A 15,387-nucleotide genomic window follows, 5' to 3' on the forward strand; every position below is an offset into this window, starting at 1 on the left:
TCCGGCACCACCTTTCACGTCGCTCGACCGGGAATATCCCTCTCGGGAGTTCGAAATCCGACCGCAAGGAAAAATAAATCCTGAATCAATTGGAGCAATAAACTTCCCACGTGAAGCGGGATTGATTAGATCACGCTTGCCGATCGAGGCGCATGATTTTATTTTTTTGGGGGAAGATCGAAATTTTCATTTATCCGCAGATGGCGGCCGGCGCCGCAAAGCACCGCATCAAACGAACACGCGGCCTGCCGAAACCGGCAGGCCGCGTGTCGTGTTCCGGCAAGCACCCCATGTCCGGCCTCAGCGTCGGACGGGTGGCGCGCCGTCCTGTCAGAAGCCGAGATCCGGACCGCCCGGCGCACCGCCCGGCGCCGCCGGCGCGGCCGGCTTCGGCGCCTCGTGGACGGTGGCGTCGGTGGTCAGCAGCAGGCCCGCGACCGAGGCCGCGTTCTGCAGCGCCGTGCGCGTGACCTTGGTCGGATCGAGCACGCCCGATTCCACCAGGTCACCGTACTCGCCGGTGGCCGCGTTGTAGCCGAAGTTGCCGCTGCCCTCGGCCACCTTCGCCACCACCACGCTGGCTTCCTCGCCGGCGTTGGTCACGATCTGGCGTAGCGGTTCCTCCAGCGCGCGCAGCACGATCTTCACGCCGGCGTTCTGGTCCGCGTTGATTCCCTGCACGTCGCGGATCGCCTGCTTGACGCGGATCAGCGCCACGCCGCCGCCCGGCACGATGCCTTCCTCGACGGCCGCGCGCGTGGCGTGCAGCGCGTCGTCCACGCGGTCCTTCTTCTCCTTGACCTCGATCTCGGTGGCGCCGCCCACCTTGATCACGGCCACGCCGCCCGCCAGCTTCGCCACGCGCTCCTGCAGCTTCTCGCGGTCGTAGTCGGAGGTGGCATCCTCGATCTGCACGCGGATCTGCTTGACGCGCGCCTCGATGCTGGCCTTGTCGCCGGCGCCGTCGATCACCGTGGTGTTCTCCTTGCCCACCTCGATGCGCTTGGCCTGGCCCAGCTCGGCGAGCGTCGCCTTCTCGAGCGTGAGGCCGGTTTCCTCGGCGATCACCTGGCCGCCGGTGAGGATCGCGATGTCCTCCAGCAGCGCCTTGCGGCGGTCGCCGAAGCCGGGCGCCTTGACGGCCACCGTCTTCAGGATGCCGCGGATGTTGTTGACCACCAGCGTGGCGAGCGCCTCGCCTTCCACGTCCTCGGCGATGATCAGGAGCGGCCGGCCCGCCTTCGCGACCTGTTCGAGCACCGGCAGCAGGTCGCGGATGTTCGACACCTTCTTGTCGTGCAGCAGGATGTACGGGCTGTCGAGCACCGCGATCTGGCGGTCGGGGTTGTTGACGAAGTACGGCGAGAGATAGCCGCGGTCGAACTGCAGGCCCTCCACCACGTCGAGTTCGTCGGCGAGCGACTTGCCGTCCTCCACCGTGATCACGCCTTCCTTGCCGACCCGATCGATCGCCTCGGCGATGCGCTGGCCGATCGATTCCTCGCCGTTCGCCGAGATCGTCGCGACCTGGGCGATCTCCTTGCTGGTGGTGGTCGGCTTGCTGATCTTCTTCAGCGCCTCGACGGCGGCGATCACGGCGCGGTCGATGCCGCGCTTCAGGTCGAGCGGGTTGAGCCCGGCCGCGACGTACTTCTGTCCTTCGCGGACGATCGCCTGCGCGAGCACGGTGGCGGTGGTGGTGCCGTCGCCGGCGCTGTCGCTGGTCTTCGACGCCACTTCCTTGACGAGTTGCGCGCCGATGTTCTGCAGCTTGTCGGCCAGCTCGATCTCCTTGGCGACCGATACGCCGTCCTTGGTGACGACCGGCGCGCCGAAGCTGCGCTCGAGCACCACGTTGCGGCCCTTCGGCCCGAGCGTGACCTTGACGGCGTCGGCCAGCACGTTCACGCCCTCGATCAGTTTGGCGCGGTTCACGTCGCCGAATACGATGTCCTTGGCTGCCATGTTGGTTGCTCCTTCGAAATCAGACGTTGACCACCGCGAAGATGTCTTCCTCGCGCAGTACCAGCAGTTCGTTGTTGTCGACCTTCACGGTCTGGCCGGCGTACTTGCCGAACAGCACGCGGTCGCCCACCTTCAGGTCGGGCTCGATGCGCTTGCCGTCGTTGTCGCGGCGGCCCGGGCCGACCGCGAGCACCTCGCCCTGGTCCGGCTTCTCGGCGGCGCTGTCGGGCAGCACGATGCCCGAAGCCGTCTTGGTTTCCTGATCGAGTCGTTTCACGATCACGCGATCGTGCAGCGGACGAAGGCTCATCTCGGCATTCCTCTCTGGAAAATTTGCTGTGGGATTGGCACTCGTGTGGTTCGAGTGCCAAGCGGAATCCAGTATAAGAAGCGGGCGCGCGCCGATCCAATAACGGATCGGCAGAAGGTTATGAACGGGCGTGAAGAAGGCATATCGGGGCGGCCCGGTTGCCCGCGCCCGCCGCCAGGCGAGAGGCCGGACGCGACGCGGCGGGAGGCGACGCTCCGCGAGCCGCTCAGGCGCCGGTCGTGTCGCCCGCGGCCGTGCCCAGGTAAGCGCTGCGTATCCGCGCGTCGTCGAGCAGCATGCGGCCCTGCCCTTCCAGCACGACGCGGCCGGTCTGGAGCACGTAGCCGTAATGCGCGATCTGCAGCGCGAGGCTCGCGTTCTGCTCGACCATGAACACCGTCACGCCCTGCCCGTTGATCTGCCCGATCAGGTCGAGCACCTTGTCGACGTAGAGCGGCGAGAGCCCCATGGTCGGCTCGTCCATGCAGATGAGCCGCGGACGCGCCATCATCGCCCGCGCCATCGCGAGCATCTGCTGTTCGCCGCCCGAGAGCGTGCCGGCGCGCTGCGCGAGCCGCTCGCGCACGCGCGGGAACAACTCGAGCACGCGCTCCAGGTCCTCGGCGATGCCGGCGCGGTCGCGTCGCGTGTAGGCGCCGATCAGCAGATTCTCGCGCACGCTCATCTCGCCGAACAGCCGCCGCGCCTCGGGCACCGCGGCGATGCCGCGCCGCACGCGCTGCGGCGTCGGCAGCGTCGTCACGTCTTCGCCGTCGAAGCGCACGGTGCCCGTGCGCGGGCGAGTCAGCCCGAGGATCAGCTTCATCGAGGTGGATTTGCCGCTCGCGTTGCCGCCGAGCAGGCTGACGATCTGTCCACGCCCGACCGTCAGGTTGACGTCGAAGTGGACCTGAACCGGCCCGTAGAAGGTATCGATGTGGTCGAGTTGCAGCAGCGGGTCGGTCATGGTCGCTCGGTGGGCGTCGGTGTCGGATGGAAGCGGCGCGCGGCGGCCCGGCTCACGCGGCGGCACGCGCCCGGGCAGTCTGGCGATGGCCGAGGTAGGCCTCGATCACGTCGGGATGGTCGCGCACCTCGGCCGGCGCGCCGTCGGCGATCTTGCGGCCGTTGTCGAGCACGATCACGCGGTCGGACACGCGCATCACCAGGTCGAGCTTGTGCTCGATCAGCAGGATCGTCAGGCCGTCGGCCTTGAGCCGCAGGATCAGCTCGAGCATCTCGGCGGTCTCGGTCTCGTTCATGCCGGCCGTGGGTTCGTCGAGCAGCAACAGGCGCGGCCTCAGCATCAGCGCGCGACCGATCTCCACGCGCCGCCGGTTCGCATACGAGAGGCTGTGGGCGGGCTCGTCGATGCGCGGCAGCAGCCGCTCGCCGAAGCCGGCGATGAGCGCGCGCGCCTCGGCGCGCAGCGCCGCTTCCTCGGCCCGGGTGCGCCGGCCCGGCAGCAGCGCGCGCAGCGTCTCGGCGAGCGCGCCCAGCACCGGCCAGCCGCGCCGCGCGACGCGCAGCCGGGCATGGGCGCCCACCAGCACGTTGTCGAGCACGCTCAGGTTGCCGAACACGCGGCCGTGCTGGAACGTGCGCGCGAGCCCCAGCGCGGCGAGCCGCTCGGGCGGCAGGCGGGTCACGTCGAGGCCGTCGAGCCGGATCCGGCCCGCGTCGGGCCGATCGACGCCGGCAATCAGGTTGAACAGCGTCGATTTGCCGGCGCCGTTCGGGCCGATCACGCTGAGCAGTTCGCCGCGCGCGAGCGCGAGGTCGACGCCGTCGAGCGCGGTCACGCCGTCGAAGCGGCGCACGAGGCCGGCGACGTCCAGCAGGGGGACGGGATTCGCGATGTCGTTCATGGCCGCCTCACACCGTGCCGAGCACGCCCTGCGGCCGGAACCGCACGAGCAGCAGCAGCACCAGCCCGTAGATCAGCATCCGGTAGTCGGCCGCCCAGCGGAACAGCTCGGGCAGGCCGATCAGCGCGAGGGCGCCGAGCATGCTGCCCGGCACGTTGCCGAGGCCGCCGAGAATCACCATCGTCAGCGCGAGGATCGACACCTGGGAATCGAAGGTCTGGTAGTTCACGTAGCTGTACAGATGCGCGGCCACGCCGCCGCCGACGCCGGCCGCGAGGCCGCCGAACGCGAACGCCAGCGCCTTGTAGCGATTCGGCGAGATGCCGTGGGCGCGCGCGGCGACGTCGTCCTCGCGGATCGCGCGCAACGTGCGGCCGAGATGCGAGCGCAGCAGGCGCGCCTGCAGCAGCGCGAACCCCGCGAGCAGCGCGAGCGCGATCCAGTAGACGGCGGCCGGCCCCGGCGAGCCGGGCAGCGGCGGGATGCCGGTCACGCCGATCGGCCCGCGCGTGAGGCTGTCCCAGTTGAGGATCACGAGCCCGACCACTTCGCCGATGCCGAGCGTGGCGATCGACACGTAATGGCCGCGCAGCCGGAACGCCGGGTAGACGAGCAGCGTACCGAGCGCGGCGGTGATCGCGCCCGCGCACGGGATCGTCACGGCCGGCGACCAGCCGAGGTCGAGCGACAGCAGCGCCGAGGCATAGGCGCCGATCACCAGCAACGCGGCGTGACCGAGCGAGACCTGCCCGACGGTGCCGGCCACCAGCGTCAGGCTCAGCGCGAGCAGGCCGTACAGCCAGGCGTTGGTCAGCGTCTGCAGCAGGTAGGCCGACACGCCGGCCAGCGGCAGCGCCGCCGCGACGGCCGCGAGCGCGGCCAGCAGCCCCGGCGGCACGCGCACCGGCCTGGCCGCGGCGAGGAAGGTGCCCGTCATCGGCTCGGCGGGCGGCTGGTGGCGGCCGCTGAAGAGCCCGTTCGGGCGCCACACCAGGAACACGATCAGCAGCGCGTAGGCGAACAGGTCGCGGTAGCTGGTGCCGAACAGCGCCACGCCGTAGCTTTCCACGAGGCCGAGCAGCAGGCTGCCCGCGATCGCGCCCGGCACGTTGCCGAGGCCGCCGATCAGCAGCGCGACCACGCCCTTGAGCGTGGCCTGGAAGCCCATCGCCGGGTCGACGCTGTTGTAGTACATGCCCACCAGCAGGCCGCTCACGCCGCCGAGCGCGCAGGCGATCGCGAACACGAGCTGGTTCACGCGGTCGACGTCGATACCCATCTGCAGCGCGGCGTCGCGATCCTGCGCGGTGGCCCGCACCGCCCAGCCGAGCCGCGTGAAGCGCAGGAAGCCGAACAGCAGCGCGGCGGCGGCCAGGCCGATCGCGGCGATCAGCAGGTCGAGCGCGCCGAGCGTGGCACCGCCCAGGCGCAGGTGCCAGTCGGGCAGCGGCGTCGGTACCGGACGCGGATCGGCGCCGAACAGCAGCTGCGCGGCCTGGTCGAGGATGAAGCTGATGCCGATCGTGGCGAGCAGCGGCGCGATGCGCGCGCCGTGGCGCAGCGGCCGCAGCCCGATGCGCTCGATCGCGAGGCCGATCACGGCGCAGACCGCCGCCACCAGCACCAGCGCGGCCGGCAGCGGCAGCCCGAGCCGGGCGAGGCAGAACCAGCCCGCGAACGCGCCCGCCATGTAGACCGAGCCATGCGCGAAGTTGATCAGGTGCGAGACGCCGAAGATCAGCGCGAGCCCGACCGCCAGCAGCGCGTAGATGTTGCCGACGATGAGGCCGTTGATCGTGTAGTCGAGCCAGGTGGACATGGGCGCTCCCGGTAACGGCCGGTCAGTGCGCGGCCGCGGCCGGCTTCCTGCCGTCCCACAGCGCGAACTGCCCCTGGCGCACCACCAGATACACGGTGCGGGCGCCAGCCACGCGGCGCGTGGCCGGATCGAAGCGCACCTTGCCGAAGATCACGCTCGGCACATCGGCGATCCTGCCGAAGCCGTCGTGCGCGGCCTCGCGCGTCGTGCCGTAGCGGCGCAGCACCTCGGCCGAGAGGATCATGGCATCGTAGGCGCGCGCGACGAACGAATCGGGATCGCCGTGATACTTCGCGCGATAGTGCTCGACGAAGTTGCGTACCTCGGGTCGCGGCTCGCCGGGAAAAAAGTTCGACTCGGTGTAGACGCCTTCCACGGCCTGCCCGCCCAGCTCGATGAACTTCGGCGAGTAGACCGAGCCGACCGCCGCGATCGGCTGCGCGAGGCCCGCGCCGCGTGCCTGCCGGACGATCTGCGCGCCGTCGGCGTAGTACGAGATCAGCACGATCGAATCGGGCCGCGCCGCGTTGATGCGCACCAGCGTCGAGCGGAAGTCCTTCTCGTTGGGCTGGTAGCCCTCGGCCGCCACGATCTGCGCGCCGTAGCCGGCCGCTGCCCTGGCGAAGATGTCCTTGCTGGTGCGCCCCCAGTCGGTGTTCAGGTACAGCACCGCGATCTTGCGGAAGCCGAGGTCGCTGACCGCGTAGCGCGCCAGCAGCGGCTGTTCCTCGGCCTGGCTCAGCGCGGTGCTCCAGAGATAGTCGCCCCCCTTCGTGAAGTCTGGATGCGAATTCGTGAAGCCGAACTGCACGAGCCGGCCGCGCTGATAGATCGGCGAGGCGGCCATCGAGGTCGCGCTCGAGAAATCGCCCAGCTCGATCAGCACGCGCGGATCCGAAACGAACTTCTGCGCGATCGCGACGGCCTGGCGCGGGTCGCTGCGGCTGTCCTCGAAATCGTAGGCGAGCGGACGGCCGTGGATGCCGCCGTTCGCGTTGACCTCGTCGAGCGCGAGATCGAAGCCGCGCTTCCACTGTTCGCCGTACTGCGCGTCCTGGCCCGTGAGCGGCCCGCTCACGCCCACCAGCACCGGCTCGCCGGTGGCCGCCGCGTTGAGCGTCGCCGCCCCCGCCGCCACGCTCCATGCCGCCGCGAGCGCGACCATCGCGGCGCGCGCGCGCCGCATCGCGCGATGCGCGCCGCTGTTCGAAACCGTCATGCCAACCTCGCTCGTTCGAAAAAGTGCGGCCATGAAATCACGCACGATTCGGGCGTCCCAACGAAGTTTTCCGCATATCGATATCGCGCCGGCCAACCCGATCCGGCGGCGCCGCCCCGCCGGATCCGACGGCCGGCACCCGGCCGGCCCGCGCGCGGCGCATCGGGCCTTGATTTCGCGGGGAATTCACGAGGAACGGGGTACCGCCGGCACGGCGAAGACGGCCTCGCCGCGAGGCGGCCCATTGCATGTCCACGTCTGTCGATAGCAGGAATCATTATAAGAATCACGCATGCTGATGCCGCTAGAATGCGCCGAACACATACTCGTGTCCGCCGATGGAACTGCATCAACTCGAAGCGTTTTCCGCCGTCATGTCGGCGGGCAGCATCACCGGCGCCGGCGAACTGCTGGGCCGCTCGCAGCCGGCCGTCTCGCGGCAGATCCAGGAGCTGGAACTCGACCTCGGCTACGTGCTGTTCGAGCGCCACGGCCCGCGCGTCACGCCCACGCCCCGCGCGTTCCTGCTGCACGACGAGGTCGAGCGTTCGCTGGTCGGCCTGCGTGCGATCGAGGCGCGTGCCCGCGCGATCGGCGCCGACGCGGCCGAGCCGGTGCGCATCGCCGCCACGCCCGCGCTCGCCGCCACGCTGGTGCCGGCCGCCCTCGCCCGGCTCGACGCGGACCGGCAGGCGCCGCAATACGTGCTGCGCGGCGCCTCGGCCGAGCATGTCGTCAACGAGGTGCTGATGCGCACCGCCGACATCGGCGTCGTCACGCTGCCGCTCGCGCATGCCGGGCTCGAGGTGCACTGGATCGCCGAAACGCCGTGCGTGGCCGTGCTGCCCGCGACGGATCCGCTCGCGTCGCGCCCGGTGCTCGCGCTGCGCGAACTCGCCGGGCGCCGCATCGCGACGGTCGCGAACCGCCACCGGCTGCGCGCGCGTATCGACGCGGCACTGACCGCCGCGCGGGTCGAGGCCGTGGCGTTCATCGAGACCAATGCATCGCTGAACGCGGTGATGGCCGCGCGCGCCGGCCTCGCGATCGCCATCGTCGATCCGGCCACCGGCCTCGGCGTGCCGGTGGCCGGCACGGTGACACGGCCGCTCGACGTGGCGATCCCGTTCAGCTTCGGTATCGCGACGCCGGCCGGCAAGCCGCCGGCGCCGGCCGTCGGGCACGTGCTGGCCGCGCTGGCCGACGCCACGCGTGCGCTGCTGCCCGACACGGTGTTCCACGAGGCGGGCGCGCACGACGCGCTGCTGCGCCGCGCCACGCATCGCGCCGCGCGCACGCGCGGCCGCGCGGAGGCTTCGGCATGAGCCAAGACCGCGCCTCCGGCTCGTCGGACTCGCTGGCGGCGCTCGAAGCGCGCCTCGCCGACGACCTGCGCCTGCTCGACCTGCCCGCGCCGGCGTGGGTGCCGCCGCGCGAGGCAGACGGCCGGCGCGTAGACGACGTCGTCGTGATCGGCGCCGGCATGGCCGGACTCGCCGCCTCGGCCGAACTGCGCCTGCTCGGCATCGAGCACCGCGTGTACGACCGCGCGCCGGCCGGCCGCGAAGGACCGTGGGTGACCTACGCGCGGATGCGCACGCTGCGCTCGCCGAAGCAGCTGGCCGGCCCCGCGCTGCGCTTCGCGGCGCTGACGTTCCGCGCCTGGTACGAGGCTCAATTCGGCCGGGCCGCCTGGGACGCGCTCGACAGGATCCCGCGCGTGCAGTGGATGGACTACCTGCGCTGGTACCGCCGCGTGCTGGCGCTGCCGGTACGCAACGACACGGCGCTCACCGCGCTGCGACCGCGCGCCGACGGCCTGCTCGAGCTGGCGCTCAGCAGCGGCGGCCAGCAGCGGGTCCGGCTCGCCCGCCACGTGGTGCTGGCCACCGGCCGCGAGGCACTCGGCGGCCCGTTCGTGCCGGCCGTCGCCGACGGCATCCCGCGCACGCGCTACGCGCACTCGTCGGACGCCATCGATTTCGCGGCGCTGGCGGGGCGACGCGTGGCGGTGGTCGGCGCCGGCGCATCCGCGTTCGACAACGCCGCCACCGCGCTGGAAGCCGGCGCCACACGGGTGGACCTGCTGTTCCGGCGCGACGACATCCCGCGCATCAACAAGCTGACCGGCATCGGCAGCCCGGGCCTCGTGCATGGCTTCGCCGATCTCGACGCGGCCGACCGATGGCGCTTCCTCCATCATTCGCTGAGTACGCAGACCCCGCCGCCGCGCGACAGCGTGCTGCGCGTGTCGCGCCATCCGAACGCGTTCTTCCACGCCGCCAGCCCGATCGAGGCGCTGCGCGCCGAGCCGGACGGGCTGGTGGTCGTGACGCCGCGCGGCAGCCACCACGTGGATTTCCTGATCTTCGCGACGGGCTTCCAGACCGGCTTTCGCGACGACGGAGCCGCGCGCCCCGAGTTCGCCGCGTTCGCGGGACGGATCCGGCGCTGGCGGGATCGTGACGACTTCCCGCCGGGGCCGGGAAACGACGAACTGGCGGACTCGCCCGATCTCGGCGAGGCCTACGCATTCCGTGAACGCGAGCCGGGCACCTGTCCGGCGCTCACGCGCGTCCATTGCTTCAACCACGCCGCGAGCCTCAGCCACGGCAAGCTGTCGGGCGACATCCCGGGCATCAGCCAGGGCGCGCTGCGACTCGCGACCGGCATCGCCAGCGCGCTGTTTCGCGCCGACCGGGAGCGCCACCACGAGGCACTGCTCGCCTACGACAAGGCCGAGCTGCTGGGCGACGAGTGGCGCGACGCCGGCGGCCGCTGAGCCGCGACCGACGCCGCCGCGCCGTCATCAACCGTTCTTTCGAGGAGTGTCCCCGCGATGTCAGCACTTGAACCGGGCGCCTGGCCCGACACCATCGATCAGGCCGCCGGCCTGCACGCCACCGGCCCCGTGGCCGGGCTGCGGCGGGCTCGCGAGAAAGCGGACCGGCACACGCGCGGCAGCGAAGCCGCGCTGTTCGATCCGGCGTTGACTGGCCTGGCGCTGACCGAGCGGCTGCACGCGGCGCGTCAGGCGGCCGTGCTGTCGCGCGCCGACGCGCTCGCCGGGCTGTACCGGCGACGGCTGATCGAGCACGAGGTCGCGGCCGGCACCGCGCCCGAGGCCGTGGAGGCGACGCTCCACGCGATCGACGAGGGCGACCGGGCCGCGCTGCCGCCGCGGCTCTCGGCGATCGCCTCGCATACCCGGCGGCTCGTCGCCGCGCCGGCCACCGCCTCGCCGGCCGACCTGCTCGCGTTGCGCGCGGCCGGGTTGACGACGCCAGCGATCGTCGCGCTGTCGCAACTCGTCGCGTTCGTCACCTATCAGGCACGCGTGGCGGCGGCCTGCGCCGCGCTTCAGGCCCATCTCGCGCCGGAGGCCCCATGAGCACCGCCCTGGCCTTCACGTCCGCGCCGCTCGGCTGGCGTGCATGGCTCGACACCGTGCCGCTCGAGGCGGCCACGCCGGCACAGCTGGCCGTGCTGGAAACGAGCCATCCGCAGGCGCGCGCCTCCGAGTACTACCGTCTGCTGGTGCATGAGCCGGCCATCCTCGACGAGCGCTCCGCCGTGTTCAACGCGATCATGTACGCGCCGGGCGGCCTGTCGCGGGCCGAGCGCGAACTGGCCAGCACCGCGGTCTCGCGTGTGAACGGTTGCGTGTACTGCGCCTCGGTCCACGCGCAGCGATTCATGCAACTGACCCGACACGACCTCGTGATCGAGCAGGTTTTCGCGAACCCGGACCGGGCCGGAACCACGGCGCGCGAGCGGGCGATCGTGCGCTTCGCGATCGCGCTCACCGAAGCGCCCGACGCCGTCGATGCCGAGGCGATCGCCGCGCTCGCGGCGGCCGGCCTCGCGCCGGCCGAGATCCTCGATCTCGCCCACGCGGTCGCGATCTTCGCCTGGGCCAACCGGCTGATGCTGTCGCTCGGCGAGCCGGTGCCGGCCGCTGCGGCACCCTGAGCATCGCGACGATGCCGGCGGGCGTCATTTCGCGTCCGCCGGCACGTCGAGCCGCAGCGCGTCGTACATCACCTGGCCCGGTGTCGTGTTCGCCGGCACCGATCGGTCCCGCGACGCGGGACCGAAACGCGCGAACGGCACCGCATCGGCATGGCGCAGCGTGATCACGTTCGGTCCGGCTTTCAGCAGCGCGGCGCCGAACGCGATCTCGCGCACGTTGCAGGGCGCATCCTGCCCCCGCCCCGGTAGCCTGCCGCGCCAGTCTTCGGCAGATGAATCGCGGCGGCCTCGGTGCCGTCGACGGCCCCCTCCGATCGGTGAGCCGGTGCCCCGGCGCCGGTTGCGCGGACGCGAAGCCGATCGTCAATGTGGCCCGACCGGCGCGGTGACGCGGCGGATCGAAACGGACCGGGTTGCTGACAATCCTCAACCGCCTGAATCCTCGGCTGGAGGAACGCGCCCGCACATCGTTCCATCCCTTGTGACCGGTGATGGACGGGCCAGGCGGCTCCCGATGCCGGCCCCGGGCGCGCGGGCTCGCGCCATCCATCGCGGACGGCATCGTGCATGTCGCGATCGGGCCGGACGCGAGCGGGACGTCCGCCCGTGTCCGCGCGACGACACGACTTGCCCTCAAAACCGCTCGCGCAGCGGCGGATCCGTGACGATCGCATGCAGCCGCGCCGGCATCCGCTCGCGCAACCCGATCAGCTTGCGCAGATCCGGAACCGGCCGCGCCAGCGCCGCATCGCGCGCGAACGCGGCTTCGAGCGCCTGCGCCGCGTCGAGCAGGCCGGCCTCGCCGCGCATCGGGCCGATCACCTGCAGGCCGAACGGCATGCCCATGTGGTCGACGCCGCACGGCAGCGACAGCGCCGGGTTGGTCAAGAGCGTGACGACGTAGGTCAGCGCGACCCAGCGGTAGTAGGTGTCGAGCGTGATGTCGCCGATCCGGACGCAATGCGGCGTGGTCCACGCGAACGGCGTGACCGGCGACACCGGCGAGACGATCAGGTCGTAGCGCGCGAACAGCGCCTGGAAGCGCCGGTACATCGCGGTGCGCCGCGTCTCGGCACGCGCCGCGTCGGCGAGCGTGAACGCGCTGCCCATCTCGTAGTTGGCGCGCGTGTTCGGCCCGAGCAGCGCCGGATCGCGCTCGTGGGTCTCGCGCATCGCGGCGACGAATTCCTGCGCGCGCACCACGTCGAACACCTCGTGCGCGTCGGCCAGCTCCGGCTCGACCGGCTCGCACACGCGCACCAGCGAGGCGAGGCGCGCGAGCCTGGCGCGGAACGTCGCGCGGATCGAATCATCCACCGCGCAGACGCCGAAATCCTCGGTGTAGCCGATGCGCAGCGTGGCGGGATCGCGCCGCGGGCCGGCCCGCGGATCGAGCCACGCGGGATAGCCGAGCGGATCGTCGGGCGCGTGGCCCGCCACGGCGGCCAGTTGCAGCCGCACGTCGGCCACGCTGCGGCCCATCGGCCCGCTGACCCAGTTCGGCGCCCAGCCCAGCAGCCGCTGCGCCGACGGCACGAAGCCCGGCGAGGCGCGAAACCCGACCACGCCGCACAGCGCCGCCGGAATCCGCAGCGAGCCGCCGAGATCCGAGCCGGTCGCGAGCGGCAGCATGCCGGTGGCGAGCGCCACCGCCGAGCCGCCCGACGAGCCGCCCGCGTTCAGATCCGGATCGAACGGATTGCCGGTGGCGCCCCACACGGCGTTGCGCGTGTTGGCGCCGGCGCCCATCTCGGGCGTGTTGGTCTTGGCGGCGACGATCGCGCCCGCCGCGCGCAGGCGCGCGACGAACGCGTTGTCGGCGGCCGGCACGTGGTCGCGATGCGGCACCGAGCCGTAGGTGGTCAGCAGGCCGGCCGTTTCCTCCAGATCCTTCACGCCGATCGGCAGGCCGTGCAGCAGGCCCAGCGGCCGGCCGCGCGCGACGGCTTCCTGCGCGAGCCGGGCCTCGTCGCGCGCGCGCTCGAACGCGGTGGCCGCGAGCGCGTTCACTGCCGGCCCGACGGCCTCGATGCGCGCGATGCAGGCGTCGAGCAGCTCGACGGGCGAGAGCTGGCCCGCGCCGATCAGGCGGCGGGCCTCGACGGCGGATAGTTCCGTTAAGGTGGCGGACATGCGGATCGGGGAAGAATGAGCGGCCGGACGAAGCCGGCCCGTGAAGCACGGGCGCGCTCAGGCCGCCAGCGCGCCCGCGGACCGGTCGACGCAGGCCACGATCGCGTCGCGCGTATTGAGCAGGTGCAGGCGCGTCTGCTCATGCACCGCGGCGGTGTCGCGCGCGCGCCAGGCCGCCAGCAGCTGCGCGTGATCGTGGTTGTTGCTGGCCATGATGTCCGGTTGCACGTACATCGAGAGCGACACGTAGGGGCGCGCCAGCAGCGACAGCCCGCGCACCACCTCGAACAGCCGCGTGCCGGCCTCGCACTGCATCAGCGCCTGATGGAATTCCTCGTTGAGCAGCGTCCACTGCTCCGAACTCGGCGCGGCCTCGCTCATCGCGTCGTGGCACGCGGTGGCGGCCTCGAGCTGGGCCTCGCTCGCCTGCCCGCAGGCGCGCGCGGCGAGCATCGGTTCAAGCAGCATGCGCAGCTCGTAGATCTCGCTGACGTCGCCGGCCGTCAGGCCGCGCACCTCCACACCCTTGTTCGGATCGATCGCGACGAGCCCTTCCGCGCGCAGGTCGCGAAACGCCTCGCGCACCGGCGTCGTGCTCACCTCGAGCCGCCTGGCCACCTCCTCCTGGCGCAGGCGCGTGCCGGCCGCGTAGACGCCCTGCAGAATCTCCGCGCGCAGCGTGCCGAGTACATATTCCTGGATGGTGCGATACGGTTTGCCCATGATGTCCCCTCCGATGCCGATGCGGCTGCCGATAACGGTGTGTCAGGCCACGGCGCCGAACGCGCCGGGATCGAGATCGCGCCGCGCGCCGATCTCGCGCTCGACCCAGGCCGCGATGCGCAGCGTCGCCAGGTCCGCGCCGAACGCGCCGACCACCTGGAAGCCGAGCGGCAGGCCCTGCGCGGTCCAGCCCGACGGCACCGTCACGGCCGGCATGCCGATCAGGCTCCACGGCGCGCAGAACACCGGATCGCCGGTGTCGTCGAGCCCTTCGGGCGCCGCGCCGGTGGCCGGCACGCCGACCAGTGCGTCGCAGCCGTCCAGCAGCGCCGCCGATTCGGCGCGCAGCGCGCGCTGCAGGTCCAGCGCCTCGCGATAGCGTGCCTCGGGCATCGCCGCGCCTTCATCGACGAGCGCGCGCATGTGCTGGCTCAGCTGCCCCGGATGATCGCGATCCACCGGCCCGACCGCCCGCCACGCCTCGACGCGCAGGATCACCTGCAGCGCGTCGACGATCCGCGCCAGGTCGGCGCCGAACGCGATCTCCACCACCTCGGCGCCGGCCGCGCGCAGGCGCGCGAGCGACGCCTCGAAGTTGTCCTTCTGCGCCGCCTGCATGCGCGCGTCGAACGGCGTGCGCACCACGCCCAGGCGCGGCGGCACGGCCAGCGGCGCGAACCAGGCCTGCCAGCTCGCCACGTCGCCGATGGCCTGCGGCTGCCCGGCCACGAACAGCGCGTGCGCGAGCGCCGCCGTCTCCACCGACTGCGCGAAGAAGCCGACGTGATCGAGCGAGGCCGCGAGCGGATGCACGCCCTCGCGCGAGACGCCGCCGTGGCTCGGCTTGTAGCCGACCACGCCGCAGTAGGCAGCCGGCCGGATCACCGAGCCCACCGTCTGGGTGCCGAGCGCGAGCGGCACGATGCCCGCGCCCACCGCCGCGGCCGAGCCGCTCGACGAGCCGCCCGGCGTGTGCGTGGTGCGCCACGGGTTGACGGTCGGGCCGGGCTGGCGCCACGCGAACTCGGTGGTCACGGTCTTGCCGAACACCACCGCGCCGTATTCGCGCAGCTTCGCCACCACGGCCGCGTCGGCGGCCGGGCGATGCTCGCGGTAGATCGGCGAGCCGTAGGCGGTCGGCATGTCGGCCGTATCGATCAGGTCCTTCACGCCCACCGGCAGCCCCGCCAGCGGCGCGCCGGCGGCGGGCTCGGCATACGCGGCCGGGCGATGCGTGAAGGCGCGCAGCACCGGTTCGAGCGCCTCGGCGCGCGCGATGCTGGCGGCCAGCCGCGCGCGGCTCGCGGCGGGCTCGCCGCGCTGCGAGATCAGCGTGGTCACGAACGACGGGGCGGTTTCGGTCATGTTGCGGCTCCCT

At 71.9% G+C, this 15,387-nt stretch carries 14 protein-coding genes; 4 read left to right on the top strand and 10 right to left on the bottom strand.

The annotated features are described in order from the left end of the window. Nucleotides 1-330: 330 nt before the first annotated feature. The 6 genes from groL to bpln_RS25870 form a co-directional block, all read right to left on the bottom strand. The gene (groL, locus tag bpln_RS25845) at nt 331-1,965 is read right to left on the bottom strand and encodes a chaperonin GroEL (protein WP_042628029.1); all 1,635 of its coding nucleotides are present in this window, start codon (nt 1,963-1,965) and stop codon (nt 331-333) included. A 19-nt stretch (nt 1,966-1,984) separates the two neighbouring features. Continuing rightward, nucleotides 1,985-2,275, bottom strand: coding sequence for a co-chaperone GroES (locus bpln_RS25850; protein ID WP_042628030.1), 291 nt, complete (start codon nt 2,273-2,275; stop codon nt 1,985-1,987). 226 nt (nt 2,276-2,501) lie between these two features. Then, complete coding sequence (locus tag bpln_RS25855) at nt 2,502-3,242, bottom strand: ABC transporter ATP-binding protein (RefSeq protein WP_055140409.1); 741 nt, start codon at nt 3,240-3,242, stop codon at nt 2,502-2,504. A 52-nt stretch (nt 3,243-3,294) separates the two neighbouring features. After that, entirely contained in the window at nt 3,295-4,143 is an 849-nt protein-coding gene (locus tag bpln_RS25860; RefSeq protein ID WP_055140410.1) for an ABC transporter ATP-binding protein, read from the bottom strand. Nucleotides 4,144-4,150: 7 nt separating this feature from the next. Then, on the bottom strand, nt 4,151-5,962 hold the full coding sequence (locus bpln_RS25865) for an ABC transporter permease (RefSeq protein WP_055140411.1): 1,812 nt from the start codon (nt 5,960-5,962) through the stop codon (nt 4,151-4,153). 22 nt (nt 5,963-5,984) lie between these two features. Next, a complete protein-coding gene (locus bpln_RS25870; protein ID WP_055140412.1) occupies nt 5,985-7,181 on the bottom strand; it encodes an ABC transporter substrate-binding protein in 1,197 nt (398 codons plus the stop codon). A 338-nt stretch (nt 7,182-7,519) separates the two neighbouring features. On the opposite strand from bpln_RS25870, the gene bpln_RS25875 reads away from it, so the two are divergent. Genes bpln_RS25875 through bpln_RS25890 form a run of 4 tightly spaced genes read left to right on the top strand, consistent with a single transcriptional unit; the run spans nt 7,520 to nt 11,153 of the window. Further along, nucleotides 7,520-8,506, top strand: a complete 987-nt coding sequence (locus tag bpln_RS25875) for a LysR family transcriptional regulator (protein WP_055140413.1) — start codon at nt 7,520-7,522, stop codon at nt 8,504-8,506. Then, complete coding sequence (locus bpln_RS25880; protein WP_055140414.1) at nt 8,503-9,963, top strand: SidA/IucD/PvdA family monooxygenase; 1,461 nt, start codon at nt 8,503-8,505, stop codon at nt 9,961-9,963. Before bpln_RS25875 ends, bpln_RS25880 begins: the two co-directional genes overlap by 4 nt. A gap of 57 nt (nt 9,964-10,020) precedes the next feature. Further along, the gene (locus bpln_RS25885; protein WP_055140415.1) at nt 10,021-10,572 is read left to right on the top strand and encodes a carboxymuconolactone decarboxylase family protein; all 552 of its coding nucleotides are present in this window, start codon (nt 10,021-10,023) and stop codon (nt 10,570-10,572) included. After that, nucleotides 10,569-11,153: a peroxidase-related enzyme gene (locus bpln_RS25890; protein WP_055140416.1), complete on the top strand. Its 585-nt coding sequence runs from the start codon at nt 10,569-10,571 to the stop codon at nt 11,151-11,153. Before bpln_RS25885 ends, bpln_RS25890 begins: the two co-directional genes overlap by 4 nt. A 24-nt stretch (nt 11,154-11,177) precedes the next feature. Here bpln_RS25890 and bpln_RS25895 read toward each other — a convergent pair whose 3' ends face one another. The 4 genes from bpln_RS25895 to bpln_RS25910 form a co-directional block, all read right to left on the bottom strand. Continuing rightward, complete coding sequence (locus tag bpln_RS25895; protein WP_055140417.1) at nt 11,178-11,369, bottom strand: hypothetical protein; 192 nt, start codon at nt 11,367-11,369, stop codon at nt 11,178-11,180. A gap of 417 nt (nt 11,370-11,786) precedes the next feature. Further along, a complete protein-coding gene (locus tag bpln_RS25900) occupies nt 11,787-13,286 on the bottom strand; it encodes an amidase (RefSeq protein ID WP_055140418.1) in 1,500 nt (499 codons plus the stop codon). Between the two features lie 57 nt (nt 13,287-13,343). After that, a complete protein-coding gene (locus tag bpln_RS25905) occupies nt 13,344-14,009 on the bottom strand; it encodes a GntR family transcriptional regulator (protein ID WP_055140419.1) in 666 nt (221 codons plus the stop codon). Nucleotides 14,010-14,051: 42 nt separating this feature from the next. Continuing rightward, a complete protein-coding gene (locus tag bpln_RS25910) occupies nt 14,052-15,374 on the bottom strand; it encodes an amidase (RefSeq protein WP_055140420.1) in 1,323 nt (440 codons plus the stop codon). Between the last annotated feature and the right edge of the window lie 13 nt (nt 15,375-15,387).

Origin of the sequence: Burkholderia plantarii (assembly GCF_001411805.1) — a bacterium.
Classification (GTDB): domain Bacteria; phylum Pseudomonadota; class Gammaproteobacteria; order Burkholderiales; family Burkholderiaceae; genus Burkholderia; species Burkholderia plantarii.

Bases quoted from the DNA above. Each gene is read 5' to 3' on its own strand.
- bpln_RS25885 (WP_055140415.1), top strand. From the start codon at position 10,021: ATGTCAGCACTTGAACCGGGCGCCTGGCCCGACACCATCGATCAGGCC.
- bpln_RS25875 (WP_055140413.1), top strand. From the start codon at position 7,520: ATGGAACTGCATCAACTCGAAGCGTTTTCCGCCGTCATGTCGGCGGGC.
- bpln_RS25910 (WP_055140420.1), bottom strand. From the start codon at position 15,374: ATGACCGAAACCGCCCCGTCGTTCGTGACCACGCTGATCTCGCAGCGC.
- bpln_RS25855 (WP_055140409.1), bottom strand. From the start codon at position 3,242: ATGACCGACCCGCTGCTGCAACTCGACCACATCGATACCTTCTACGGG.
- groL (WP_042628029.1), bottom strand. From the start codon at position 1,965: ATGGCAGCCAAGGACATCGTATTCGGCGACGTGAACCGCGCCAAACTG.
- bpln_RS25890 (WP_055140416.1), top strand. From the start codon at position 10,569: ATGAGCACCGCCCTGGCCTTCACGTCCGCGCCGCTCGGCTGGCGTGCA.
- bpln_RS25905 (WP_055140419.1), bottom strand. From the start codon at position 14,009: ATGGGCAAACCGTATCGCACCATCCAGGAATATGTACTCGGCACGCTG.
- bpln_RS25860 (WP_055140410.1), bottom strand. From the start codon at position 4,143: ATGAACGACATCGCGAATCCCGTCCCCCTGCTGGACGTCGCCGGCCTC.
- bpln_RS25850 (WP_042628030.1), bottom strand. From the start codon at position 2,275: ATGAGCCTTCGTCCGCTGCACGATCGCGTGATCGTGAAACGACTCGAT.
- bpln_RS25900 (WP_055140418.1), bottom strand. From the start codon at position 13,286: ATGTCCGCCACCTTAACGGAACTATCCGCCGTCGAGGCCCGCCGCCTG.
- bpln_RS25870 (WP_055140412.1), bottom strand. From the start codon at position 7,181: ATGACGGTTTCGAACAGCGGCGCGCATCGCGCGATGCGGCGCGCGCGC.
- bpln_RS25865 (WP_055140411.1), bottom strand. From the start codon at position 5,962: ATGTCCACCTGGCTCGACTACACGATCAACGGCCTCATCGTCGGCAAC.
- bpln_RS25880 (WP_055140414.1), top strand. From the start codon at position 8,503: ATGAGCCAAGACCGCGCCTCCGGCTCGTCGGACTCGCTGGCGGCGCTC.